The 22588-nt window shown below is 38.2% G+C and carries 26 protein-coding genes and 1 pseudogene; 12 read left to right on the top strand and 15 right to left on the bottom strand.

The annotated features are described in order from the left end of the window. Position 1 precedes the first annotated feature (1 nt). Together PMAN_RS06545 and PMAN_RS06540 are read left to right on the top strand one after the other, a co-directional pair. Positions 2–442, top strand: coding sequence for a type 2 periplasmic-binding domain-containing protein (locus PMAN_RS06545; protein ID WP_021032431.1), 441 nt, complete (start codon positions 2–4; stop codon positions 440–442). Further along, complete coding sequence (locus tag PMAN_RS06540) at positions 435–2069, top strand: sensor domain-containing diguanylate cyclase (RefSeq protein WP_010556483.1); 1635 nt, start codon at positions 435–437, stop codon at positions 2067–2069. The genes PMAN_RS06545 and PMAN_RS06540 overlap by 8 nt, the downstream gene beginning before the upstream one ends. A 27-nt stretch (positions 2070–2096) precedes the next feature. Here the strand turns inward: PMAN_RS06540 and PMAN_RS06535 are convergent, their stop codons facing one another. Further along, a complete protein-coding gene (locus PMAN_RS06535; RefSeq protein ID WP_010556482.1) occupies positions 2097–2519 on the bottom strand; it encodes a hypothetical protein in 423 nt (140 codons plus the stop codon). A 225-nt stretch (positions 2520–2744) separates the two neighbouring features. Here PMAN_RS06535 and PMAN_RS06530 point away from each other — a divergent pair, with 225 nt between their 5' ends. The 3 genes from PMAN_RS06530 (at position 2745) to bktB (ending at position 5829) form a co-directional block, all read left to right on the top strand. Further along, positions 2745–3449: a metal-dependent hydrolase gene (locus tag PMAN_RS06530; protein ID WP_010556481.1), complete on the top strand. Its 705-nt coding sequence runs from the start codon at positions 2745–2747 to the stop codon at positions 3447–3449. A 196-nt stretch (positions 3450–3645) separates the two neighbouring features. Next, positions 3646–4248, top strand: a complete 603-nt coding sequence (locus PMAN_RS06525) for a hypothetical protein (RefSeq protein WP_010556480.1) — start codon at positions 3646–3648, stop codon at positions 4246–4248. A 390-nt stretch (positions 4249–4638) separates the two neighbouring features. Then, positions 4639–5829 carry a beta-ketothiolase BktB gene (bktB, locus tag PMAN_RS06520; protein WP_010556479.1) on the top strand — a complete coding sequence of 397 codons (1191 nt, stop codon included), beginning with the start codon at positions 4639–4641 and terminating at the stop codon, positions 5827–5829. 204 nt (positions 5830–6033) lie between these two features. Here bktB and PMAN_RS06515 read toward each other — a convergent pair whose 3' ends face one another. The 8 genes and pseudogenes from PMAN_RS06515 to PMAN_RS06480 form a co-directional block, all read right to left on the bottom strand. Further along, positions 6034–6342 (bottom strand): DUF6419 family natural product biosynthesis protein, encoded by a 309-nt coding sequence (locus PMAN_RS06515; RefSeq protein WP_010556478.1) that lies wholly within the window; start codon positions 6340–6342, stop codon positions 6034–6036. Positions 6343–6450: 108 nt separating this feature from the next. Then, entirely contained in the window at positions 6451–6684 is a 234-nt protein-coding gene (locus PMAN_RS06510; protein WP_010556477.1) for a hypothetical protein, read from the bottom strand. Positions 6685–6883: 199 nt separating this feature from the next. After that, positions 6884–7424 (bottom strand): annotated as a pseudogene (locus PMAN_RS06505) (GNAT family N-acetyltransferase). An 18-nt stretch (positions 7425–7442) separates the two neighbouring features. Beyond that, positions 7443–7775, bottom strand: a complete 333-nt coding sequence (locus PMAN_RS06500; RefSeq protein ID WP_010556474.1) for a hypothetical protein — start codon at positions 7773–7775, stop codon at positions 7443–7445. A gap of 173 nt (positions 7776–7948) precedes the next feature. Beyond that, entirely contained in the window at positions 7949–8260 is a 312-nt protein-coding gene (locus PMAN_RS06495; RefSeq protein ID WP_010556473.1) for a hypothetical protein, read from the bottom strand. Between the two features lie 227 nt (positions 8261–8487). Beyond that, complete coding sequence (locus PMAN_RS06490) at positions 8488–8886, bottom strand: hypothetical protein (RefSeq protein ID WP_010556472.1); 399 nt, start codon at positions 8884–8886, stop codon at positions 8488–8490. Between the two features lie 62 nt (positions 8887–8948). Next, positions 8949–9359, bottom strand: a complete 411-nt coding sequence (locus tag PMAN_RS06485) for a cytochrome c oxidase assembly factor Coa1 family protein (RefSeq protein WP_010556471.1) — start codon at positions 9357–9359, stop codon at positions 8949–8951. A gap of 99 nt (positions 9360–9458) precedes the next feature. Further along, complete coding sequence (locus PMAN_RS06480; protein ID WP_006792994.1) at positions 9459–9677, bottom strand: hypothetical protein; 219 nt, start codon at positions 9675–9677, stop codon at positions 9459–9461. Positions 9678–10015: 338 nt separating this feature from the next. Here PMAN_RS06480 and gloA point away from each other — a divergent pair, with 338 nt between their 5' ends. Further along, positions 10016–10543, top strand: coding sequence for a lactoylglutathione lyase (gene gloA / locus PMAN_RS06475; protein WP_008131158.1), 528 nt, complete (start codon positions 10016–10018; stop codon positions 10541–10543). A gap of 76 nt (positions 10544–10619) precedes the next feature. On the opposite strand, the gene htpX is transcribed toward gloA, so the two are convergent. The 5 genes from htpX to bioB form a co-directional block, all read right to left on the bottom strand. Then, entirely contained in the window at positions 10620–11483 is an 864-nt protein-coding gene (htpX, locus tag PMAN_RS06470; protein WP_010556470.1) for a protease HtpX, read from the bottom strand. Between the two features lie 140 nt (positions 11484–11623). Further along, entirely contained in the window at positions 11624–12307 is a 684-nt protein-coding gene (gene bioD, locus PMAN_RS06465; RefSeq protein WP_010556469.1) for a dethiobiotin synthase, read from the bottom strand. A 25-nt stretch (positions 12308–12332) separates the two neighbouring features. Then, the gene (locus PMAN_RS06460; protein WP_010556468.1) at positions 12333–13166 is read right to left on the bottom strand and encodes a methyltransferase domain-containing protein; all 834 of its coding nucleotides are present in this window, start codon (positions 13164–13166) and stop codon (positions 12333–12335) included. Next, the gene (locus PMAN_RS06455) at positions 13163–14314 is read right to left on the bottom strand and encodes an aminotransferase class I/II-fold pyridoxal phosphate-dependent enzyme (protein WP_010556467.1); all 1152 of its coding nucleotides are present in this window, start codon (positions 14312–14314) and stop codon (positions 13163–13165) included. Before PMAN_RS06455 ends, PMAN_RS06460 begins: the two co-directional genes overlap by 4 nt. Positions 14315–14327: 13 nt before the next feature. After that, a complete protein-coding gene (gene bioB / locus PMAN_RS06450) occupies positions 14328–15368 on the bottom strand; it encodes a biotin synthase BioB (RefSeq protein WP_010556466.1) in 1041 nt (346 codons plus the stop codon). 95 nt (positions 15369–15463) lie between these two features. Between bioB and bioA the strand changes: the two genes are divergently transcribed. The 6 genes from bioA to PMAN_RS06420 all read left to right on the top strand — a co-directional run bounded on the left by bioA (position 15464) and on the right by PMAN_RS06420 (position 22021). Next, positions 15464–16771 carry an adenosylmethionine--8-amino-7-oxononanoate transaminase gene (gene bioA / locus PMAN_RS06445; RefSeq protein ID WP_010556465.1) on the top strand — a complete coding sequence of 436 codons (1308 nt, stop codon included), beginning with the start codon at positions 15464–15466 and terminating at the stop codon, positions 16769–16771. Positions 16772–16985: 214 nt separating this feature from the next. Continuing rightward, positions 16986–17798, top strand: coding sequence for a hypothetical protein (locus PMAN_RS06440; protein ID WP_010556464.1), 813 nt, complete (start codon positions 16986–16988; stop codon positions 17796–17798). Then, the gene (locus tag PMAN_RS06435; RefSeq protein WP_010556463.1) at positions 17798–18838 is read left to right on the top strand and encodes an extracellular solute-binding protein; all 1041 of its coding nucleotides are present in this window, start codon (positions 17798–17800) and stop codon (positions 18836–18838) included. The genes PMAN_RS06440 and PMAN_RS06435 overlap by 1 nt, the downstream gene beginning before the upstream one ends. After that, positions 18838–20337, top strand: coding sequence for an ABC transporter permease (locus PMAN_RS06430; RefSeq protein ID WP_010556462.1), 1500 nt, complete (start codon positions 18838–18840; stop codon positions 20335–20337). Before PMAN_RS06435 ends, PMAN_RS06430 begins: the two co-directional genes overlap by 1 nt. Before the next feature lie 13 nt (positions 20338–20350). Next, positions 20351–21361, top strand: coding sequence for an ABC transporter ATP-binding protein (locus PMAN_RS06425; RefSeq protein WP_010556461.1), 1011 nt, complete (start codon positions 20351–20353; stop codon positions 21359–21361). 30 nt (positions 21362–21391) lie between these two features. Beyond that, positions 21392–22021, top strand: coding sequence for a Vat family streptogramin A O-acetyltransferase (locus tag PMAN_RS06420; protein WP_010556460.1), 630 nt, complete (start codon positions 21392–21394; stop codon positions 22019–22021). 2 nt (positions 22022–22023) lie between these two features. On the opposite strand, the gene PMAN_RS06415 is transcribed toward PMAN_RS06420, so the two are convergent. Next, positions 22024–22458 (bottom strand): ATP-binding protein, encoded by a 435-nt coding sequence (locus PMAN_RS06415; protein ID WP_008131176.1) that lies wholly within the window; start codon positions 22456–22458, stop codon positions 22024–22026. Positions 22459–22588 lie beyond the last annotated feature (130 nt).

Genomic DNA, 22588 nt, shown 5'->3' with positions numbered 1-22588 from the left:
TATGATAATCGCTCGTAACCTTTGCTTTAATTTAATACTTTCCATGTTTCTGCTAGTTGTTAGCATGTATGCCGAGTCTACTGAATTTGTTGTAGTGGTAAACAAAAACAATCCTATTAATGCCTTATCGAAACGGGAAGTAATAGATATTTATATGGGCCGATATTCAACTTTCCCTGATGGTGAAATATCAAAGCCACTCGATCTGCCCGCGAAATCAGCATTCAAAAACGATTTTTACTTAAAATTGGTCAATAAAGATGAGCAGCAAATAAATGCGTATTGGGCCAGGTTATTATTTTCGGGCAGAGGAAAGCCCCCCACACCATCAGCCTCATTGGAAGATGCATTAAAAACAATTGCATCATCGCAATATGCAATTGGCTATATCCCCTTGTCGCACGTTACAGATACAGTAAAAGTGGTATACACGTTTGATTAAAATTATTAGCCAAAAACTCTACTTACGAGTCGCTTTATCTATTGCCTTAGTTGCTATTGTTGTATCAATAGTGTCGTCAATGCTGTCGTATTACTCAGACCTTAAAGAAAAGAAAAACACCAACTATCTACTGGTTCAGCAGTTAGCCCATACAGTTGAAAAAGCAGCGACTATAGCTGCTTATTTAAACGATCAGGAATTAAGCCAAGAAATTATTAACGGCTTGCTAAGTAACGATATTGTGCAAGGCGCAAGCATAGAGGGTAAATCAAACACAAAAGGAGAAATGGAGTTATTTATTGCAAATGGAACTACTAATAAACAAAAAGAAGCAGTATTAGTTAAGCTTGTTCACCCTTTTCTAGATGACACTTTTATAGGCGTTTTATCAATATACCCCGACGATAAATTTATACAGCAACAAGCACAAGCCGCACTAAAAAAAGAATTCATATTAATGCTAATACAATCTATCGTCATTGCTTTTTTTGTGTCGCTTGTTGTACAAAGGTGGCTTACGAAACCTATTCAAAACCTTACTGATAGCTTTGCTAAAATTAATCCATCTAAACCTGAAACCCTTAAAATGTTAAGCTTTAAACAGGGTAAACGAGATGAAATAAGTCGATTAACACAAAATATAAATGCTTTAATGCATGAGTTGCATTTAACTATTAGCAATGAACAAACCCTACGAAAAAAAACACAAGAACTGGAAGCAAAATTTAGACTTATATTTGAACAAGCCAGTGCTGGCATTTGTTTACTGGATGATAAAAATACTATCACTACCTTTAACCCTGCGTTTAAACATTACTTTACCCTACCCGGTGAAGAAAAGTTATCAACCTTGCACTTCCCTGAATTATTAAATAACGTTGAAAAATTACAAAGTCTACTGTTAGATATTCGAAGTGATATAAATCCACCTCAAACAACATTAGATGTTGAGTGTAAAATAGGCTACAAAACGGTTTGGTTTCACTGCTTATTTGTAAGGTTAACAGACCAAAGACAAAACAACCGGAGTCCCCAGCAAGAACAATTAGTAGAAGTAATTTTACATGACGTGACCGAACGAGCAGAACGTGAATTTCAAACCCAATTTGAAGCCGATCACGATCCACTCACTGACCTATTTAATCGCCGTGCCGGCGAAAAGCGCCTAAAAAAAGCACTGCGCGAATGCGCTAAACACGGCCAACATCTTGTGCTTATGATGATTGATTTAGACAAATTTAAACCCATTAACGATACCTATGGTCACGAAGCCGGTGATAAAGTATTAATAGAGATAGCAAACCGCTTTAAAAAGCGATTTAATGACAATACTGACATATGTATCCGCCTAGGCGGTGACGAATTCATTATTGCGCAGCAAATTAATACTTACGATAAAACCGCAACACAGAACCAAGCCATAGCTCTGATTGATGAGCTACAACAACAAGTTAGTATTTCAAACACTAGAACATGCGCAGTGGGTGCAAGCATAGGTATTGCAATAGCCCCTACTGATGGCACTGAACTTCATGAATTAATGCACAACGGTGATAAAACCCTTTATCACGTAAAAGAAACAGGCCGAGGAAAAGTCGCCTTTTACGACGATATAAAAATTAGATAGCGTGAATGAGCATCTATATAGTAAATGCTATAACTTTTTTGTGGCTTTTAAATAATCTTTATTATAAAAATACGCCGCTAAACCAAAATACGAAATAGCACCTAAATAAGCGATTGGAAAGTGGCTATATACGCTAAGGTAGATAAGCAATAATATAAAGAACAGGCTAATGCTAAAGCACATCACTGCCAAAAGCCTGCCTAACCAAGATATAGATTGGGCTGCAATATTTAAAACAAACAAGACAATAGCGCCAAATATTACATACCCTAAAGTGTTTAAATCTTCCCCATGCGCTAAACCGTCTTCGCTGTAGTACATCATGTAATGAGCAAGCGGAGTCATTGCTAATAAAGCCCAGAAACCATAACTGCTCCAAGTTGATGAAACAAAATAGTTATTACCAATGTTAGGCGCAGGAAACGATGCTTTATATCTATTTTGATTCATCAAAAGTGACCTTTTATTTAGTGAATTCAGCTACTATAGCTACGCTTATTATTGATTTTTATAAAAATAATTACAACTTACCTCATTGACCACAAATAACCACACTAGTAAAAAGTGATAAATCAGCCCCCTAAACCCATATTTCCATCCAAACCTTTAAAGTAAATTGAACAATTAAGTTTTCAATTGATAGAATGCCAACCTATTTTTTTATCAAGAGATACAATGGCAAATTTCAATACTCATCTTAATACTGCAGTCATCATCACCGGCTTAAGCTCAGCCACTTTATTAACTGCAGGCCACATTGATTTAAACGGCGCACTTTGGTTGTGGTTTTTAGGCTCCATTGGCGGCTTATTACCCGACATAGACTCTGATAACTCCACATCACTCGATACTATTTTTAACTTATTTGCGCTAAGTACAGTATTAATAGTAATGCATTACATTACCACGGAGCTAACTATTCAAATTAGTTTTGTCGAGTTAATTGTAGTGCCTTTGTTAGTGTATGGATTTATGAAATATATTGTCAGGCCCATTTTTGAATGTATCACAGTACATAGAGGCAGTTGCCACTCTTTATTATTTATACTGCTTTGCGCGTTGTTAACAACACAAGTAACATGGCAATTTAATGACCAATCAACCCTTTATTCGGCAACTTTTGCCTGGTTAACAGGTGGGTTTATTTTACTCGGCGGCTTCATTCATTTATTGCTCGATGAAATTTACAGCGTAGATTTAAGTAATGTGGAAATAAAACGGTCATTTGGATCGGCTCTAAAAGTGGCTGAATTTGATAATAAATTAATTACATTGGCTTCGATTATAGCTATTACATGTTTAATCTATGTGGCCCCACCTACAGCGCAAACTATATCGGCCTTGAGTGACTGGTCTCATTTTAGGCTTTTAGCTAGTTAGTTTAGTATTAGGGCAGTTTGCAATGTTACTAACTTTAACTAGTTATAACATTGCTAAATTAGTTGCCACAATTTGATACAAAATATTTTTATAATTTTAAACGAAATTATTAAATAGTTTCACCTGTCTTATACCTGCAAGTTCGAAAGCTTTTGCATCATTTAAAGCGTCAGATATAAATTATAAGAGGTCCTTAATGGAATTTACGAATAAACGCACCACCCTAATTGCAGCATCTTTATTGTTGGCGTTAGCGATAACACAGGCTATTTTTACAGCGCTTTACAGTGGCGGAATTAGCTTTTCAAGGCAGTATGCATGGGGTCTAGAAGCGGTGCTGTTCACAGTACTTGTTGCATTTTCAGGTGCAGCTATGCTGCAAGCAAAAAATTCTCAACTAGGCTGGTCGGCAATCACATTTAGCGCTGTTCTTAACATTATACAAGTAAGTATTGGCCTAACTTTATTTTCAACATTTGGAAAAGTAGCGGGTGCAGTAGAAGGCGCACAGCCATTAATTGGTGGTGTAGTGTCTTTATCATTTATGATTTACTACGCAGCTAAATTATTATTAGGCTTTGCAGCCCTTGTATTTGGCCTATCTTTTATTGCTAAAGGTGGCAAAGCCATTGGTAGCCTTACAGCACTAGCAGGCGCAATTGCAATGCTTGCCAATGCTATATTAATTATTTTTGGCCGTGATGGATTTCTTCCATCAGGCGTTGCTGGCGCTTCTGGCATGGTTGCAACATTACTTTTATCAATATGCTTAATAAGCCTTTACCGCAAAGCAGACTAAGGCCTAATACCTTACAAGCAAGGTATATATTTTATAGGTTATAAACATCGGCTAATATTACATATAGGCCGATGTTTTACGTTTAACTCACTCGCCCAACGTATTCCAAATTGCGAATCTCTAAACCTACTTATCCAATTGACTAAAAAACATAATATACCTGCCCTCATGTTTACTTAAATCGCCTGTAAAAGAGACCCTGAATCTATTAAATAAAAAGTGCACGTAAACAAGGCTATATTTCTGTAGGCTTTAAATTGGTAGCACTATATATTATTTATAACTTTGCTTTTTTACCCACCTCATTAGTATGCTAAAGTGCCAATACAAGCTAAATTTAATTCTTTAGCATACCCTACTTCGCTAATAGATTAATAATAAAGAGAAAAAATGACAAAATCTAACACCGGTGTTGTTGTATTAAGTGCCGTAAGAACAGCAATTGGCAGTTTTGGCGGAACCCTTAAAAACTTTACCCCTGCAGAGCTTGGTACACTTTGCGCAAAAGAAGCCATTAAAAGAGCACATATTCCCTTAAACCAAATAGGTTCATCCGTAATTGGTAAGGTAATACATAATGGCCCAAAAGATGCCTACCTATCTCGTGTTATCGGTTTAAATGCCGGGCTACCTATCAGCAGCCATGCAGTTACACTTAATCGCTTATGTGGCTCGGGCCTAGAGGCAATAATACAAGCAGCGCAACAAATTCAATTGGGTGATGTGGACGCAGCCCTTGCTGGTGGTTCAGAAAGTATGAGCACATCGGCTTATACACTTCAAAGTAATCGCTGGGGACAAAAAATGGGCAACAGCGTAATGTTAGACGAGCTCACAACGACATTACAAGATCCGTGGGATAACAATCCTATGGGGATCACCGCAGAAAATGTCGCAGAAAAATATAAAATCAGCCGCGAAGAACAAGATAATTACGCAGCGCAAAGTCACAATAAAGCAGCTAAAGCAATTGAAAAAGGTCTTTTTAAGTCTCAAATAGTGCCAATCGAAATTAAATCGCGTAAAGGGAGCCAAATATTTGATACAGATGAACATGTTCGTGCAGACACATCAACTGACAAACTTGCCACACTTAAGCCCTACTTTAAAGAAAATGGCACAGTAACAGCTGCTACATCTTCAGGTATAAACGATGGCGCAGCTATGCTTGTACTTATGTCTGAACAAAAAGCCCACGAACAAGGGCTTCAACCTATTGGACGACTTATTGGCTATTCTCGTGCTGGTGTTGAACCCTCATTAATGGGAACTGGACCTATTCCCGCTGTACAGCAAGTATTTGAAAAAACGGGCTTAACAATCGACGACATTGATATAATTGAGTCTAATGAGGCCTTTGCAGCGCAAGCCTTATGCGTAGCAAACGAGTTAAACTTTCCTGCACATAAGGTGAACCCGAATGGCGGCGCCATTGCCTTAGGTCACCCAGTTGGTGCAACAGGCGCTATTTTATCAACAAAATGCTTATACGAACTAAAACGCATTAACGGTAAATATGGGCTAGTTACTATGTGTATTGGCGGCGGGCAAGGCATAGCAGCCATTTTTGAAGCGCTTTAGTTAGTTTAATAAAAAGCTGTATTCACATAGAGCAAAAAAACACTTTGCTTTTAGAGGAAGTAAGAACGTGTAAGGCTATATATTTACGCGAACTTCCTCTTGAGTCTTTGTTTGTGAAAATTTATTATTTAAAAACTCTTCAAACAGAAAAATAAGAGTTACCTCATTTTATAGTTTAACTATTATCGTTGGGCAAAACTCGATTTATAAAACGTGTTTACAAGTTAACTTTCTTACCCCCAAAAAAGCACCACCAAATGATATTAAAAATAAAATCGGTAAAAACAGTAATGTATTGTTGTTACCAATATTTATAGCTGGGCTGCCAATAACCGCCAGCGTATTGATTAACAATAATACCAAACTTGATTGAAGGTAGCCTTTGTACCCTATAGCCCCTGCAAACAACAACATAAAAAATGAACCTAAAATCGCAGGCGTAAATGGTGCAACGGCGAGTAACATGCAAACGAATGAAAATATAACAGCACATCCAATTATTATTTTAAACATAATAACCTCAATGATAAGTGGCGTTTAGTCCAAGTATTTAAAAGAGGATTAAACCAAATTAACTTTGCCGGGTCTGCTTAACATCCGCAATTTCTAATATTAACCAACTCATTTTGTAAAAAAGCGTATTTTGGCTTCTTTTATTGTGGTTAAAAATATAGAAAATGCACAAATTCCACCAGCCATAAACACAATTTGAAAGCTAGATAACGAAGAAAAGCTATATTGAGGCGAATACACATACTCCCCTAATAATTGTGCAAAAGTCGCTACACCTAAAATTATTAATAAAGGGCACATAACTAGCGTACACCAAAACCAAATACGTTTAATGTCTTTCATAAAAATTTCCTTTGTATTCCTTTAAATTTAACTTAAAAATAAATTAGTTTGTTGGCTGCCTGTATTTTAAAAGGCTACTCGTTTTTGAGCACGAACAAAGTCTCTAACGTATTAATGTACAATAAGCAGCAATAACGATAGCTTTAAAAAAAATCTTAATATGAGTTCCTTACTGAGCTTTTATTAGGTCCCTAAACATTTATATGTACTCTGTTTTTAACAACCCAAAGCATTTAAGATCGTGAAATTGGTTTTTCCAATAGCCACTTTGACGCCTTATACCCTCTTCTTTAAAACCCACTTTTAATAATACGGCCTCAGACGCAGCATTACCTAAAACAGTATCGGCTTGTATTCGGTGTATGCTACACAGTAATTTACCTTCAAAAGCTGTTTTTACAATACAATTTACTGCGTCTGTTACATACCCTTTCCCCCAATAATCAGGGTGTAAATCATAACCAATAACAGCACTTTGCATTCCATGAGTTAAACCCACAAGTACCAATCAGTTTATTAGATTTTTTTAACCTAATAGCCCAGCGTATTCCTAAGTTTTCATTAAAACGAGCATTAAATAACGTGATTAAATTGCTCGCTTGGGTTAAATCAGTCATAGCTTCTAAATCGTAATATTTTATAACCGACTGGTTTGAAAAAAGCTCAAACAGGGCCATAGAATCTGCTGCTGTTACTTGGTCAAGCACAATGCGTGGGGTGTTTAATATTGGAAAATCCATTTCATTCCTATTCAATGCTTATAATTGTGCGTTTGTTAATACAAACCTAGATTTGAATTCGTAATATGCCAAAATACACACAAACACAGCTTCTAATATAATAAACACAACGCCAATTAAACTTGCTGTTTGTACATAATATAAAGCAATAAAAATGCATATACATACCCATACCGCGTTAGCTATTGCCAATACAGTGATTGTGTAAACAGGCTTAGTGACTAAAAAAGCAAGGGTTAAAGCGTAAATCCCATAGATAACATTGGCACTGGCAAGTAAAATTACAATATTTACAGGTAGATTATATAAAACCGAAACCCACTCTAATAAAGCAAATAACAATACACCCACGCTAAAACCAGCCGCGCCATCTACATGTAATATGTTTATAGCTACACCCTCTATTTAGTAATTAACTACGAGTAATCAAGCATAAGCTAAAGCACATACTATTATATCTAGCAGTAAACTTTATATAATCACTAAGCCTTTAACTTATACAGTAAGTTTAGGTTTCACATTTATTAAAAAAACAACCTCAATGCAAAACCAAATGCGCATAGCAATACACCTGAGAACATAATCCATTGCTGTACTTTGGGAATACCTATAGTTGGTGTTTCTTTTGATTTAAAAATATCAGCAAAAGGTAAGAAAAATATTTTCGGTATTAACGCTAAACTGAGTAGCAATAAGAATGCCCCAATACTCATTAATAAATCTTGTGCTTTAAATTCGATAATCCAAAAATCGTGAATGCCGCTAATTAATAACAAAAAAGCAAAACTATTACATAGCGTAAACGCTACTTTTTCTCTTGTAGATAAGTTACTCATAAAATCCTTCTTACATAAATCTTTAATCAGTAAATTAAACGAGTTACGCTAATAAAACCAACTGTAATTTGTAACTATTTATTAGTTAATATTTGGCTTAAAGCAAATGACTTATTTGCTCTTTTTTGGCTGGCTTACATTTATTGTAAACAGAATGACGTGATTTGCTTTCCTGTAATTGTTTTGAAGAGTGCGTGTCTAATAGAATATAAAAAGTCGTACTCGCACTAATAAAGTAAATTTTGCAAATCATTAGCACAATTATAGGTTTTACTATGCTTAGCGAGTTCCAGCATTTCCTCGTTAAAAATACGTGAATAAGCAATGGCCTGTTTTTCCAGCTCAATTTGTGCAGAACAATTACCGCTGTCTGCACCAACCCACAAAACATCCCATCTAGTTTTCAATATAATACATGCTGTCATTTGAATATGTTCAAACCCAGGGCGAGCAGGAACTAAACCATTAGCGACAGCAATAAAAGACACTCCTTTAGCCTGAAAACTGTGTTTTGCATCAATCTCTGCACTTTCAGTAATAAAGTCATTACGTAGGTATTCAAAAGAGCAATCATCTGCAAAAACAAGAGGGGAAAAAAGAAAAAATAAAAGTATAACTATCTTCATGGGACCCCATAATAATTACCGCACTAAAACGGGTGAGGAACATTGTCCTGCTCTAATGATTGTTATATGCCAATTAGCACAATTGGTTCTTCGTTATCCATGAGCAAGTTTAGTTCTTCGATTTTCCAGATACCTGCAGATTTGTACATTGCAACATATGCGAGTCCTGATTTTTCATTACCTATTATTTTGATAGCGAAGTTTGCTTCACCCTTAACCCCACTATCGGAAATTTTAAATCCATTTGCGTAATCAAATGAAAAATCTGGGGATTGACCAAAGTTAGCCTGAACAATAGGATTAGTGGATAGTTTACTTACAGCCATTTTGAATGCACGGCTATCAGAAAAGTTACCTATTAAGGAAACCATTATTATTACAAATATAATGATAAAACCACAAAAAGACATTACTCGTTTATGGAATTTACTTTTACTATTCCACCATGCGAATCCCACATGCATAAATGACATCTAACTCTATACTCCCTTGGCACATAAAGGCTCAATATGCCGACGAAACGAGCTCAGAGAATTGAGGTCGGAATAATTGGATTGTTATGTGATTACAATTTAAAGCCCAGTGCTTTTATTTTTAGACTTAAACAGACCTTTACCAGTTAATAGCGACAAATAAACACCCACGACAATTATCATTAACATTGAGCCAATAAAAAGCTCTCTTTGAATTACAAAAGTAACTGGAATTACAGAGGCTATAAATAACATAAAAGTGGATGAGATATTCTTCTTAGTAATATAACTCGCATTTTTAATTCTAAATAATTTCATTATTAAACTCCTTTTTAGTTTTCAGCAAAAATTACATTACGTTGCTTAATAATTCCACTAAATAACTTTAATGTAAACAGATAATTACGTAGGCTTTAAAACGCTCGTTGTTAAAATACACCAAAACGACTTTTAATAATGTTAAGGGATAAAACACCAACACTGTACAAATAAACAGTACAATTAAATATGCCATTTTTTGCTTATAAAATACTTAACTCACTGGCTGTTAATTTAGCTAGGTGGTTTTATTTTTTGCGGCTGTTGATTATGATAATGCAAAGTCTGCTTTTATAAATTTATTTAAATTTTTCATTCATTTCATTAAGGATCACCGCATGTCTCAGTATGACGAATCTCCAGAGCAAATTGCACAGGCCACTGAAGGCTATGTAATGCAGCAAACTATGTTACGTATAAAAGATCCAAAACCGTCGCTGGCATTTTATCAAAATGTATTAGGTATGAAGCTATTAGGTAAGTATGACTTTCCTGAAATGAAGTTTACGCTGTACTTTTTAGGCTACGAGCCAACACAGCCAGAAGGTGATGATAAGACAAAAGCGAAATGGGTCTTTGGTCGCCCTGCTCTTATAGAGCTCACTCACAACTGGGGCACAGAAAACGACGATAGTTTTACAGGCTACCACAGCGGTAACGACGAACCAAAAGGGTTTGGCCATATTGGTATTAGTGTACCCGATGTGTACGCAGCCAGTGAGCGCTTTGCAAAATACGATGTAGAGTTTGTAAAAAAACCAGACGATGGTTCAATGAAAGGCTTAGCTTTTATAAAAGACCCTGATGGCTACTGGATAGAAATACTCTCACCTGATGGCATAACCGATATTATTTTTGGTAAATAATCTCAACTCTTGATAAAACGGTTACCACATACTAAAAAGCCAGCTGTTAAGCTGGCTTTTGTATTTTATTGTAAAATTACTTACTCAGTGCACTTATTCGAGAGTCAAGCGGCGGGTGAGATGAAAACAGCTCAGCCATGCTTTTACCACCCGCAATACCAAATGCCATCATTGAACCTTGCAATTGTGAAGGATGGTTTTGCTTTAACCTTTCTAGAGCAGAACGCATTTTATCTGCACCAACTAATTTAGCGGCACCGCTGTCGGCTGCAAATTCACGCTGTCTGCTGTAGTGCGCTACAACTAAACTTGCCAACACACCAAACAGGACTTGGAATAACATATCGAACAAAATGTAGGTCCAGCTTATTCCGCCCTCTTCTTCATCGCCATTAAGAAAATTATCTACAATATTTGCCAACACTTTTGCAGCAAATATAACAAAGGTATTTACCACACCTTGAATAAGCGTAAGCGTTACCATATCGCCACTAGCAATGTGTGACACCTCATGAGCTAGCACTGCTTCGGCTTGATCTTGGGTCATACTTTGCATTAAGCCTGTACTTACAGCAACTAGTGAATTGTTTTTACTTGGGCCTGTTGCAAAGGCATTCATTTCAGGGCTGTCGTAAATTGCCACTTCAGGCATTGCAATGCCTGCTTTTTTAGCTTGTACTGCCACAGTGTTTACAAGCCATTGTTCGGTTTGGTTACTTGGCTGAGTAATAACCTGCGCACCCGTTGATTTTTTAGCAATCCATTTAGACATATAAAGTGAAATAAACGACCCACCAAAACCAAATACGGCCGCAATAAGTAATATACCACCTAGGCTACGATGGCTTAAGCCCAGCGCGCTCATTATAATTGAAAGCACCACACCTAATACCAACATAACCGCAAGGTTAGTTAATAAAAACAAAAATACACGTTTCATTCGCGTTCTCCAAAAATAACATTCATTGCTGAGCGATTTACTAAAATTTGATCGGCTGTAAGCAACACTATTGCAATGACACACTATGTCATTGCAATAGTGTTATTCTGTGTCAAACTATGTCACAGCGCAAGTACTATTTATGGATTTATTGATAAATTTTCAAGAAGTGTTTTATAAATTTGTAATTTTGGTGTTTGTTCGCTGTACGGGCTAATAGCAAGAATAGGAAACGGTAAGCGTGCCTTTAAACTATCAAGGTTTGCTTGGTATTCATCCATGTGTTCATCAACTTGGTTGGCTATCCAACCTATACAGTTAATACCTAAGCTTTGTATGTGTGCTGCGGTTAAAAGTGCATGATTTAAGCAGCCCAACTTCATACCAACCACTAATATAACCGGTAGTTTCTCAGCTTTCACCCAATCGTATAAATACTCGGTATTATTAATAGGCAGAGCCCAACCACCAGCACCTTCTGTAAGCAGGTAGTCAGCGCCTTGCTGTTTTACCGTTTTATAGGCTGCAGTAAGTATGTTTACATTAATAGTTACACCCGCCTGCTCTGCGGCTATGTGGGGGGCTATGGGTGGTGCAAAAGTAAAGGGATTTACCACGTCATACTTTGCGCTTACTGTTGCACTTTCCATTAGCATAAGTGCATCAGCATTAACAAGTTGGTCAAACGCCATTTCAGACCCAGCAGCTAGTGGTTTATACCCTATTGCCTTTTTTTTATGTTGGGCAAGCAGTTTTAACAATAAACTGGTTACATGTGTTTTTCCCGCATCGGTGTCGGTACCAGTAATAAAAAATTCTTTCATAGCTTTGCCTTGTAACAAACGATGTTTACGCTTTAGTTAATGATAACAATACTACATGATAAGAAACACACGCTTTTTGGTTTATTAACGGATACGCTGCACACGCCGTTTTAAGCGCCGATTTTGTTAATAGCCCTGGGCGTGTTTTTCCTGTATTCTGAGTGGTTGCGCCAATTGCTTTTATCGAGCGAATTGCTTGCAGCGGTGTCGAGTATTTATCTGTATAAATTGTGCTTTTAGAGCTTGTAACATTAAAACCAGAACTTTGGACCGATTGGTTTATATAATCAACCGAATTAAATGTATTAATATGGCTGTGGCTATCTACCGCAGCAAACGCTGTTTTTATTTCGTTTAGTGAGCCTTCAACCACAGTGCTAATAAAAGCTTGCCCACCCGGTTTTAATACCTCATAAAGTGACTTTAAAAGCACGTTAAAGTTAGCTGACCATTGCACCGCAAAGTTACTAAAAATAATATCTACACTATTTGATTGTAATGGTAAATTGTCCATATCTGCGCATACTTTGTAACCGCCTTTATTACAACTATTGAGCATATTAAAACTTAAATCCATGGAAAGCACATTACCATAAAGGCTTTTAAGTTGATGGGTGTTTACAAGTGGGCCTGCACCTAAATCAACACACACCTTATTTTTATTACATGCTGAAGGCGTTATTAATTTGAACAAATCATCCGCTGCTTTTTTTTGAACATGTGCATGCGTATTGTAATCACCCGCCGCTTTTGAAAAGTTAACCTGTGCTCCTTTTTTAAGTGCTGGGTTAAACCTTTTTAAATGGCACACTGTTGCGGGCTTTGTAACCGGCTTACTATCAAGTGCATGGGCTATCATAATAGTGCCCCTGCTAAATGTTTAACTAGATAAGTAATATCATCAAGGGTGTGCGCTGCCGTTAATGTCACTCTTAAGCGTGCAGTATTGTACGCAACCGTAGGTGGGCGAATAGCGGTTAGCCAAATTCCTTGTTGCTTGAGTTTATTAGCCGCTTTTAATGTTTGCTCTGCACACCCTAATACAATAGGTTGAATAGCCGTATCGGACTCCATTACTGCTATGTTGTGCTGTTGTGCAAGGTGTTTAAAAGTAGCAATGTTTTTATTTAACATTACTCGTTGCGTGTTAGCTTTTTTAATGTGCTTTAAGCGAACTAATGTATTATCTGCCAATAATGGCGACATAGCCGTTGAGTATGTGTAATCTCGGTTATATTGCAGCATGTAGTCTATAAATGCGTGTGAACCCAATACACACGCGCCACTACTAGCAACTGCTTTACCAAATGTGATGACGAGTATGTCGGGTAAAATATCGCCAATAAGTGTTTCGCAACTACCCAGCCCTGTATTACCTAACGCGCCAAAGCCATGTGCGTCGTCTATCATCAGCCATGCATTGTGTTGTTTTGCAAGGAGCAGAAGGTCTTTGATAGGGGCCGTATCGCCATCCATCGAAAAAACACCTTCGCTAATAATTAACTTATTTTGTGCTTTTGACTTTTCGAGCCGAGATCGTAAGTGATTTAAATCGTTGTGGTTAAACCGTATTAAAGCCGCATTTGAATGAAGTGCCCCATCTATTAAGCTAGCGTGGTTTAACTTATCTTGAAAAATAGCGCTGTTTTGCGCTGCTGCTTTATCCTGAAACAACGCTTTAATTACACTGCTATTAGCACTAAACCCAGAATTAAAAAGCAACCCAGCTTGATAACCTAACTGAGTGCATAAGTACTGCTCTAACGCTTGTTGCTGTAATTGATACCCTGTTACTAATGCAGAGCTATGGCTACCTAACGTATTAATATTTTCGCTCTCAATAGTTAAATCACCAAAGCCCAAGTAATCATTACTGGCAAAATTTAGGTAGGTTTTATCATTTACCATAATGGTTCGTGCTGTGGCGCTTTGTACCACGTGGCGTTTGCGTAAAAGCAATTGCTCTGCCCGTTCATTAAGGTGTGTGCTAATAAATTCAAATGGCATGAGTAACGCTTACTTAGGCTTCGTAAAATAATTCAGACGTTGCTTTATCTGCAACTTGTGATGAAAGCGACGCTGCTACAGCTTCATCTGAGTAATCTTCACGCGTTTCTGGGTTCATTCCTAGCTTTTTAATTAGGTTCATATCGGCATCCGCTTCTGGATTTTCGGTGGTAAGCAGCTTGTCGCCATAAAATATAGAGTTAGCACCTGCAAAAAAACACATTGATTGCATTTGCTCGTTCATGGCGTTACGCCCTGCCGACAAACGTACATAGCTGTGTGGCATCATTATTCGTGCAGTAGCAATAGTGCGTATAAACTCAAAATGGTCTAATTCGTCAACGTTTTCAAGTGGGGTACCTTTTACTTTAACTAGCATATTAATAGGTACACTTTCTGGCTGTTGTGGCAAGTTAGCCAATTGCATAAGTAACCCATAACGGTCGGCTGCTTGCTCGCCCATACCGACTATACCGCCTGAACAGACTTTCATACCGGCATCGCGTACATGATCTATGGTGTTTAATCGGTCTTCAAAGGTACGGGTTGATATAATTTGCTCGTAGTATTCAGGTGATGTATCTAGATTATGGTTGTAGTAATCTAAACCTGCACTGCTGAGTTCGTGTGCTTTTTCGTTTGTGAGTTTGCCCAGCGTCATGCAGGTTTCAAGACCAAGCTCTTTTACTTCTTTTACCATTTTCGAAATGTAAGGCATGTCTCTGTCTTTTGGATCTGACCACGCAGCGCCCATACAAAAACGTGTTGCACCTTTTTGTTTAGCTAAACGCGCTTGCTCTACTACTTTTTCTACTTCAATAAGTCGCTCGCGCTCTAGGTCGGTTTTATAGTGCCCTGACTGTGGGCAATACTTGCAATCTTCTGGGCATGCCCCAGTTTTAATTGATAACAGGGTAGAAATTTGCACTTCATTTGGGTTGAAGTTAGCACGGTGAACCGACGCCGCCTTAAAAAGTAAATCGTTAAACGGCATTTCAAATAATGCTTTAACTTCGCTATGGGTCCAATTGTGGCGAACAGGTGCAAGTTCCATAATTCTCTCTTTATTTTTTTCATATCGGTGATGTTGGATTAGTCTAAAACTTCACGTACCATTGTCAACGAAGCCCACCCAGTTAAAGTTTACATATGAACAATAAACACTCAATTGATTTAAATTTTGATCGTGAACACATTTGGCATCCATACACATCAATGACAAAGCCTATTCCCGTTTACCCTGTAACCCACGCTAAACACAATATAATTTACCTCGAAACAGGCGAGCAACTTATAGATGGCATGGCATCGTGGTGGAGCGCTATTCATGGTTACAACCACCCTGCTATTAACAAAGCAATGGTTAATCAAATTAATCACATGAGCCACATTATGTTTGGAGGTATCACACATTCAAGTGCAGTTGAGCTGTGTAAAAAACTTGTAGATATCACCCCCCCAAGCTTAACTAAAGTATTTTTAGCTGACAGTGGCTCAGTAAGTGTTGAAGTAGCTATTAAAATGGCTCTGCAATACTGGTTAAGCCAAGGTATTAAAACAAAACAAAAATTAATGACTCCTTATAAGGGTTATCATGGCGATACGTTTGCTGCAATGAGCGTATGCGATCCTGTTAACTCTATGCATAGCCTATATAAGGGTTTTTTACCTGAGCACGTATTTGTACCAGCCCCTACCAGTAAGTTTTCAAGCACTTTTGAGCAAAGTGAAGCGCTTGAACTTGAACAGTATTTTAAAAATAACCACCAACACGTAGCTGCTTTTATTATTGAACCCATAGTACAAAATGCGGGAGGTATGAATTTTTATCATCCCGATTATTTAGCCTGCGTAAGGCAGCTATGCAATCAATATAATGTACTTTTAATTTGCGACGAAATAGCCACAGGCTTTGGCCGTACGGGTAAGTTATTTGCGGTTGAACACGCTAATATCCAACCCGATATTTTATGTATAGGTAAAGCACTTACCGGTGGCTCAATGACTTTATCGGCAACGCTTACAAGCGATAAAATTGCCACAGGCATTAGTGAAGGTGAAGCCGGAGTTTTGATGCACGGACCTACCTTTATGGGTAATCCGCTAGCGTGTGCAGCTGCATGTGCCAGCATAGACTTATTACTTAAGCAAAACTGGCAACAACGCGTAGAAGAAATAAATAATCAACTTCAGCAATTACACAAATGTATGGAGCTGGAAGACGTTGCTGATGTAAGAGTGCTCGGCGCGATAGGTGTTGTAGAGCTTAATAAAGAGGTTAGCAATATCGATGTTGCGACTATTCAGGCCTTTTTTGTAAAACAAGGTGTATGGATCCGCCCTTTCGGTAAACTAATTTACCTTATGCCACCGTATATAAGTGACGAAAACAGCATTAAAACGCTTTGCGATGCTATTTATAGTGCAATTAAAGGCAAACATTACGCTAAAGCATAGTGATTTTTTAAAATTTAATAGTGGTATTAATTAGTCAATAGCTTCATTAACTTTAAGCAAAAAGCGGATTTAACTTGATATAGATCATTTGTATTAATTAAATTCGTCCTTATGCCTTCAAAAACGTGTTTAGCAGTTTTAGTATATTGCTCTTCGTAATATTTACGGATATGATAATACCTATCATTTACAATTACCTTTTTGGACTTCTTTCATGAACTTATTTTTTAAACCAGCCAAAACATTAGGTGCCTCTTTATTAATAGCGTCTGCGTTTATTGCGCAACCTGTATTTGCTAACGGTCCTATTGGTGAACATGTAAATCACCTTCAAGCTAACCTTAAAAGCTATAACGAAGAAGTTGAGTGGATGGTAGGCAAAGTAGACACGCTTGTTAGCACCTACGAAAATAAAGGCGCTAAGGCCGTAAATACCGACGATTTAATTGAATATTGGGAATCGGTAAAATTTCACAGTGCAATTGAAACTAATTTAGTGCCTGTTTATGCCTCTATTTGGCAGGGTTTGTACGGTGTAAAAATGGCAATTGACGGTGGTAAATCAGCCGCTGAGGTTCGTGTGCAACAAACCGCAATGAATAATGCTTTATGGCAAGGTTTAGGTGCTGTTAAATTAGCAGCTAAATTTCAACAAAAAGGGTTGTTAGAGTCTGTTACAGCTACAGCAAGTAAAGAAATGACACAAAGTGCAACAATAGACGAAATAAAGCACAAACTAGACCGCGTCATCGCAAAACTTGCTGAGCGCCTAAAAGACGAAGCCACTGAAATTGTTCACGATACTTACCTACACTTATTCGAAGGCGTTGAAGGAACACTCATAGAGCAAGATGCAAATTTAGTCGAGGCACTTGAAAAAAATTTTAACGTCACGCTTCCAAAAGCAATCGCAGATAACAAAAGTGTTGATGAAGTACGCGATGTAGTTACCAGCATGCAAACAAAATTAGACCGCGCCAAACGTTTAATTGAAAAAGCAGAAAAAAACCGTAAGGACGTTTTTTAGTGGAACGCAGAACCTTTATACAAGGGTTAGCAGCATTAGGGGTAATTGGCTCATTGCCATTACCTCTATCGCAAGCTTTTGCTAATACAGTAACCAAACCTGTCTCGGTTGACGATTTACCTAAGCTTAAAGGTGATTTAACCTTATATTTAGGCCGAGGTGAAGGTGGTTTATACGAAAACGTATTACAAGCTATCCAAAAAAATAACCCTGATTTTAATTTAGCTATTCGCCGTGGACCAACAGCTGCACTTGCCAACACAATTGTTGCAGAAGCCAAAGCGGGTGTTAAACGTGCTGATTTATTTTGGGCTGTAGACTCAGGTGCAATTGGTTTAGTGACCGATGCAGGTCTTGCCAAACCGCTGCCAGACGATTTATCGGCTCAACTGCAGAAGCAATTTAAATATAAAGACTGGGCGCCAGTAACGGGACGTATTCGTACATTGCCTTTTAATACGTCGCGTTTAACTAAAGATCAAATTCCAACCAGCATTATGGAAATTGCTGACAGCGACTTGAGTATTGGGTGGGCCCCTGCTTATGCGTCTTTTCAATCGTTTGTTACGGCAATGCGTATTTTACAAGGCGATGATAAAACGGCTAAATGGCTCAAAAAAGTTAAAAAACGTGCAAAAACATACGCAGGTGAATTAGGCGTTGTAATGGGTGTGGAACGGGGTGAAGTTGATATTGGCTTTGCTAATCATTATTACACTTTACGTTTAAAATCAGGCAAGCCGGATGCCAATCTTGATTTAGCCTTTACCCAAAACGATGCAGGTTGTTTAGTAAACGCCTCGGGTATATTAACGCTTAACAACGACCCGCTTGCAACTAACTTTATGCGCTATTTACTCAGCAAAGAAGTACAAGGTTATTTAGCACGTGAAGCCTACGAAATCCCCCTTGTAAACGGTATTGCTCAGCCTGATGGTTTACCTTCGCTTTCGAGTGTTTCACCACCTAAAATTGATTTAACACAGCTTGCAGATTTGCGACCCACTATTGACTTAATGCGCAGCAACGGCGTTTTATAATGCGATTACCCCCATCTTACCCAATGGCGCTGCTTGCAGCGCTCATTACGCTTACCCCTATTTGTATATTAATGGTGCTTGCTAGTGACTCAAGTTCCTATTTTGATAGCCATAATTTAACCATATTAGGTAATACACTGGCCTTAATGGGCTTAACTGTTTTAGGCTCAATTTTAATCGGCGTACCACTTGCGTTTATAAGCGCCTATGTACACTTACCATTTAAAAAAGCATGGCTTGTATTATTTGCCGCTCCCCTTGCTATACCCAGTTATATTGGTGCGTTTACGCTTTATGCTGCATTTGGCCCTGGGGGTGAAATAAATAATTTACTTGGATTTGAAACACCGTCTATGTATGGGCTATCCGGCGCTGCAATAGTTATGACCCTGTATACATTTCCATTTGTGATGATGACTACCCGATCATCTTTACTCAGTTTAGACGCCAGCATGGTAAACGCAGCTCGCACATTGGGTATGTCGATGACGCAAAGTGTATTCAAAGTTATTCTACCCCGCGTGGTAAATGGCATTGCTGCTGGGTCGTTATTAGTAGCACTTTATACTTTATCTGACTTTGGCACCCCAGCCATGATGAGACTTGATACATTCACCCGTGTTATTTATGTTGAATACAATGCGTTTGAACTGGGTCGCGCAGCGATGCTGTCGCTTCAATTAATGGTTATTGTAGGCTTTTTATTACTTATAGAATCGCAAATAAAAACAGCGAGTGAGCGTCATGGCCGCCCCCTTATTTTATTCCCGAGTAAACTTCAATTGAGTGCGTTATTTACTCTGTTCGCTCCTGTGCTGTTGCTAGCAATCGGCTTACCCTTGGCAATATTTTTTATATGGCTTGCACGAGATGGCTTAAGTAATTTTGATTTTACCATTGCATGGCATTCAACCTATGCGTCTGCACTTGCTGCTATTGTTGCCGTAATAGTAGCAGTACCTGTTGCGCACGCGGCACTCAGTGGCAAAGCAGGCAGGATTATGGAGCGCGTTACTTACTTTGGCTTTGGCATACCCGGTATTGTAATGGGCACAGCGCTGGTTTATGGCGGGTTGCAATTACCATTTTTGTATCAAACTTTGGGGTTACTTATTATTGCCTACATGCTACGTTTTTTGCCTCTCGCGGTTGGTTCAATTCGTACTAGTACCGAACATTTAGATCCAAGCTTAGTAAAATCTGCTCGAGTGCTTGGTGCAAGCCCGCGCGAAGCCTTCACACGTATTACTTTGCCTTTAACCATGCGTGGTATCGTCGCTGGTGGTGCATTGGTGTTTTTAGAGTCAATGCGTGAACTTGAAGCCACTTTATTGCTAGGCCCTACTGGGTTTGAAACCCTGTCTACTTATTTATGGCGTGTTTACGAAGCTGGCTATTTTGGCCGTGCCGCTATACCTGGGCTGTTATTAGTGGTGATCTCTGCTTGTGGTTTAGCTATTATGATGTCTGGCGAAAAACGTAACCAGTTTGAACATTAAGGATTTGAAGTAAATGCTATCTGTAAGTCAGTTGTCTATAGATTATGGCAGTAATCGCGTTGTGAGCGATTTGAATTTAACGCTTGGTGAAAACGAAATCCTAATGCTTGTTGGCCCCACCGGTTGCGGTAAAAGTACAATATTACAAGCACTCGCAGGCTTAATACCTATTTCTGAAGGTGAAATAAACGCAGATAAATGGCGTGCAACCCCTAATAAATCAGTGCCTCCTGAGAAGCGCAGTGTAGGTATGGTTTTTCAAGACTTTGCGTTATTTCCGCATTTAACGGTTGAGCAAAATATTTGTTTTAAATTAAAAGATCACAGCGTTGCAGATCAATGGATTAACCTACTTGGTCTTGAAGAGTTTAGGGCTAAGAAACCTGCGACCCTGTCTGGCGGTCAAAAGCAACGTGTTGCATTAGCACGTACTCTTGCTCACCAGCCTGACTTTGTATTACTTGATGAGCCGCTATCGAATCTAGATGCCGCGTTAAAAGACATGCTGCGTTGGGATATCCGAAACGCACTAAAAAATGCAGGTGTCCCTGCTATTTGGGTTACCCACGACCAAGAAGAGGCACTATCGGTTGGGGATCGTGTTGGTGTTTTAAAAGGTGGGCAAATACAACAAATTGACACTCCCGAAAAATGCTTTAGCACCCCAGAAAACCGCTTTGTTGCACGTTTTTTAGGTGAAGCTAGCTTTATAAAAGGCACATTAAATAACGGCCAAGCACTTACCGATATTGGTAATGTGCCCGCGCATGGTGTTGACTGTGCTCAAGGCAATGTTGATGTATTGCTTCGCCCCGACGATGTTTTATTAGTACAAAGCAGTATAGGTAATAATGGCGAGGTTATTTGGGTACGCTTTGAAGGCGGTAGTCGATTATGCGCTATAAAACTTGCCTGTGGTACAGTAGTCACTAGCCGCGTGAGTCATGAACTGGTTGTACACCCTGGTGACAACGTACATGTTTCGCTAAGTACCTCTCATCCGCTGGCTGCTTTTAAAAACTAGCGCATTAAATATTTTACTTTAGAGGAAACTATGAACGGACCAAATCCAAATAACCCATCTCCAATGCAAGGGTTTCCTCAAGTAGGTTATTTAAAAAATTTTATTACGTCGCCTAATATAGAAGTGGGTGATTATACGTATTACGACGACCCTAATGGGCCTGAACACTTCGAAAAAAACGTACTTTATCATTTCGATTTTATTGGCGACAAACTTATTATTGGAAAGTTTTGCGCCATAGCAAAAGATGTAACTTTTATAATGAATGGGGCTAATCATCAGAGTACTGGTTTTTCTACCTACCCATTTTTTATATTTGGTAACGGATGGGAAAAGTCTGCACCTCAACCAGGTGACTTACCATTTAAAGGAAATACAGAAATTGGCAATGATGTGTGGATTGGCTGTAACGCCACTATTATGCCAGGGGTAAAAATAGGAAATGGCGCTATTATTGCTAGTAAATCGGTAGTGACCAACGATGTACCAGCTTATGCTGTCGTTGGTGGTAATCCAGCAAAAATAATCAAACAGCGTTTTGACGATAAAACGATTAATGCACTGCTATCTATTGCATGGTGGGATTGGAGCAGTGACAAAATCACTGCTCATTTAGATGCTATAACTCAAAATAATTTAGACTTACTGTCTAAACTATAACACTACCATTCAAACATATACGCCATTTTACTTATGGTTTTAAGCGGCACGTTATGCGAATTGCGTTTAGCGTATAAGTGCTGCATGGATTTATCTTTTACTTCACCCACTATCACTTCTTTAACTTGGTAACCTAATGCAACAGCTGCTTGAGTGTATGCAACAAACTCCCATTTTTTTATATTGGTGTTGTCTACAATAACGAGCGGAATATCTTGTGCGAGCGCTTGTATAAAACGCGCTAAATTTAAATTATGGTATTGCGGTAATTTAAATTTATCAAAATGATATTCGCCCTGCTCATTTAAAAAATAATCATCTGTTGAGCAAATCAAATATTGGCTTTCATCTGCAGTCGCTAATTCGTCTGCTAAATTTTGTGCATAATACGACTTACCGCTTCCAGGTAGTCCACGTAAAATAAAAACTTGTTTCATAGCATCCATTTCTAAAGTAATGGTCAGTATTGAGTAATCAAAGAATATATAATGCCACAAAATCGCTAAACTTCAGAGCAGCAAATTACAAACTTAGTCATTTGTGCCTAAAAATCGACTAAAAATAAAC

It is taken from the genome of Pseudoalteromonas marina, assembly GCF_000238335.3.
GTDB lineage: Bacteria > Pseudomonadota > Gammaproteobacteria > Enterobacterales > Alteromonadaceae > Pseudoalteromonas > Pseudoalteromonas marina.
Note: the sequence above shows the minus strand (reverse complement) of the source record. Positions and strands in the feature narration are given on the sequence as shown.

What these genes read in the sequence shown, in the direction of transcription:
- PMAN_RS06545 (WP_021032431.1), top strand. Translation starts at nt 2, where the DNA reads ATGATAATCGCTCGTAACCTTTGCTTTAATTTAATACTTTCCATGTTT.
- PMAN_RS06535 (WP_010556482.1), bottom strand. Translation starts at nt 2,519, where the DNA reads ATGAATCAAAATAGATATAAAGCATCGTTTCCTGCGCCTAACATTGGT.
- PMAN_RS06530 (WP_010556481.1), top strand. Translation starts at nt 2,745, where the DNA reads ATGGCAAATTTCAATACTCATCTTAATACTGCAGTCATCATCACCGGC.
- PMAN_RS06525 (WP_010556480.1), top strand. Translation starts at nt 3,646, where the DNA reads ATGGAATTTACGAATAAACGCACCACCCTAATTGCAGCATCTTTATTG.
- bktB (WP_010556479.1), top strand. Translation starts at nt 4,639, where the DNA reads ATGACAAAATCTAACACCGGTGTTGTTGTATTAAGTGCCGTAAGAACA.
- PMAN_RS06515 (WP_010556478.1), bottom strand. Translation starts at nt 6,342, where the DNA reads ATGTTTAAAATAATAATTGGATGTGCTGTTATATTTTCATTCGTTTGC.
- PMAN_RS06510 (WP_010556477.1), bottom strand. Translation starts at nt 6,684, where the DNA reads ATGAAAGACATTAAACGTATTTGGTTTTGGTGTACGCTAGTTATGTGC.
- PMAN_RS06495 (WP_010556473.1), bottom strand. Translation starts at nt 8,260, where the DNA reads ATGAGTAACTTATCTACAAGAGAAAAAGTAGCGTTTACGCTATGTAAT.
- PMAN_RS06490 (WP_010556472.1), bottom strand. Translation starts at nt 8,886, where the DNA reads ATGAAGATAGTTATACTTTTATTTTTTCTTTTTTCCCCTCTTGTTTTT.
- PMAN_RS06485 (WP_010556471.1), bottom strand. Translation starts at nt 9,359, where the DNA reads ATGTCATTTATGCATGTGGGATTCGCATGGTGGAATAGTAAAAGTAAA.
- PMAN_RS06480 (WP_006792994.1), bottom strand. Translation starts at nt 9,677, where the DNA reads ATGAAATTATTTAGAATTAAAAATGCGAGTTATATTACTAAGAAGAAT.
- gloA (WP_008131158.1), top strand. Translation starts at nt 10,016, where the DNA reads ATGTCTCAGTATGACGAATCTCCAGAGCAAATTGCACAGGCCACTGAA.
- htpX (WP_010556470.1), bottom strand. Translation starts at nt 11,483, where the DNA reads ATGAAACGTGTATTTTTGTTTTTATTAACTAACCTTGCGGTTATGTTG.
- bioD (WP_010556469.1), bottom strand. Translation starts at nt 12,307, where the DNA reads ATGAAAGAATTTTTTATTACTGGTACCGACACCGATGCGGGAAAAACA.
- PMAN_RS06460 (WP_010556468.1), bottom strand. Translation starts at nt 13,166, where the DNA reads ATGATAGCCCATGCACTTGATAGTAAGCCGGTTACAAAGCCCGCAACA.
- PMAN_RS06455 (WP_010556467.1), bottom strand. Translation starts at nt 14,314, where the DNA reads ATGCCATTTGAATTTATTAGCACACACCTTAATGAACGGGCAGAGCAA.
- bioB (WP_010556466.1), bottom strand. Translation starts at nt 15,368, where the DNA reads ATGGAACTTGCACCTGTTCGCCACAATTGGACCCATAGCGAAGTTAAA.
- bioA (WP_010556465.1), top strand. Translation starts at nt 15,464, where the DNA reads ATGAACAATAAACACTCAATTGATTTAAATTTTGATCGTGAACACATT.
- PMAN_RS06440 (WP_010556464.1), top strand. Translation starts at nt 16,986, where the DNA reads ATGAACTTATTTTTTAAACCAGCCAAAACATTAGGTGCCTCTTTATTA.
- PMAN_RS06430 (WP_010556462.1), top strand. Translation starts at nt 18,838, where the DNA reads ATGCGATTACCCCCATCTTACCCAATGGCGCTGCTTGCAGCGCTCATT.
- PMAN_RS06425 (WP_010556461.1), top strand. Translation starts at nt 20,351, where the DNA reads ATGCTATCTGTAAGTCAGTTGTCTATAGATTATGGCAGTAATCGCGTT.
- PMAN_RS06420 (WP_010556460.1), top strand. Translation starts at nt 21,392, where the DNA reads ATGAACGGACCAAATCCAAATAACCCATCTCCAATGCAAGGGTTTCCT.
- PMAN_RS06415 (WP_008131176.1), bottom strand. Translation starts at nt 22,458, where the DNA reads ATGAAACAAGTTTTTATTTTACGTGGACTACCTGGAAGCGGTAAGTCG.